This is a genomic window from Protofrankia symbiont of Coriaria ruscifolia, assembly GCF_900634745.1.
GTDB classification, from domain to species: domain Bacteria; phylum Actinomycetota; class Actinomycetes; order Frankiales; family Frankiaceae; genus Protofrankia; species Protofrankia californiensis.
Window position 1 is genome coordinate 3,317 of the sequence record NZ_CAAAFR010000067.1, and the last position, 1,607, is coordinate 4,923.

The following is a 1,607-nucleotide window of genomic DNA, read 5'->3' on the forward strand; positions in this document are numbered from 1 at the left end:
GCCGCCCAGTCCACGCCGGACCCACTGGACCCGCTGGAGCCACCGGCGTGGACGTGGGCCAGGGCGCTGGTCAGCGCCGGCACCTCGTCCCGGTCGGCGCGCAGCATGGCGACGAACGACGGCGCCGGGTCGTCCGTGACGACCGATGGTGCGCAGTCGTCCGCGGCGAGGCAGTCCCTGCCCATGGCGGTGAGCACCCCGGCGGGGCCGAGCTCCAGGAACGTGGTCACCCGATTGGCCAGCAACGTGCGCACGCCATCGAAGAACCGGACGCTGCGGCGGACCTGCCGGACCCAGTAGTCCGCCGAGCAGAGCTCCTCGGCGGAGATGACCGCACCGGTCAGGGTCGACACGATCGGAACCCGCGGCGGCGCGTAGGTCATCGCGGCCGCCACCGTGCGGAACTCGGCGAGCATGGCGTCCATCTGTGGGGAGTGGAAAGCGTGACTGACCAACAATCTGCGTGCCTTGCGTCCGTTGCGCTGCCAGTGGTCGGCGACGTCGAGTACCGCGTCCTCGGTGCCGGAGACCACCACGGCCTGCGGTCCGTTGACCGCGGCGAGGCTCACCTGGTGTTCCCGACCGGCCAGCACGGGCAGCATCTCCTGCTCGGACGCCTGCACGGCGATCATCAGGCCGCCGGGCGGGAGGCCCTGCATCAGCCGGCCGCGGGCGGCCACCAGAGCGCAGGCGTCCTCCAGGGAGAGCACGCCGGCCACGTACGCCGCGGCCAGCTCACCCACGGAATGGCCGAGCAGGTAGTCCGGGCGCAGTCCCCAGGCGCCGAGCAGCCGGCTCAGTGCCACTTCGACCGCGAACAGGCCGGTCTGCGCGAACAGCGTCTGGTGCAGCAGGTCCGCCTCCGGGGAACCGTCGCCGGCGAACAGGATCTCCCGCAGCGGACGGTCCAGGTGGACGTCGAGCTGGTCGCACACCTCCTCCAGCGCCTGGGCGAACACCGGAAAGCGCTCGCACAGCTGCTGTCCCATCCGCGGACGCTGAGAGCCCTGGCCGGGGAACAGGAAGGCGCTGCGGCCCTCCCGGGCCACACCGCGGACGAGGTTCGGCCCGGCGGTGTCATCGGCCAGCGCGTCCAGCCCCCGCAGAAGCTGGTCGCGGTCGGCGGCCAGGACCACCGCCCGGTGCGGCAGTGCGGCCCGTGTCGTCGCCAACGAGTACGCGAGGTCTTCGAGCGAGTCACCCGCGCGGCCGTCGAGGTGCGCTCGCAGCCGCCGTGCCTGGCCCCGCAGCGCCGCCTGGCCGCGGGCCGAGACCACGCAGGGCAGCGGATCTACTCCGGATGGTGAGATTCGTTCGGACGGAGCTGAGTCACCGTCCGGCGCCTGTTCCAGGATGACATGGGCGTTCGTGCCGCTGATCCCGAACGCGGACACTCCGGCGCGGCGCGGCCGTCCGGTGTGCGGCCACGGCCTGGCCGCGGCCAGCAGCGACACCGTGCCGCCGGACCAGTCGACCTGATCGGTGGGCTGATTGGCGTGCAGTGTCTTCGGCATGAGGCCGTGTTGCATCGCCAGCACCATTTTGATCACGCCGGCGGCGCCGGCGGCGGACTGGGTGTGACCGATATTCGACTTGATCGACCCCAG

The 1,607-nt window shown here is 72.1% G+C and carries 1 protein-coding gene; it reads right to left on the reverse strand.

Annotated features, from left to right (window positions below; all coding sequences use genetic code 11):
* The coding region (locus CV1CTNOD_RS09825; protein ID WP_131785821.1) for an acyltransferase domain-containing protein at positions 1–1,607 on the reverse strand (1,607 nt) is incomplete at both ends.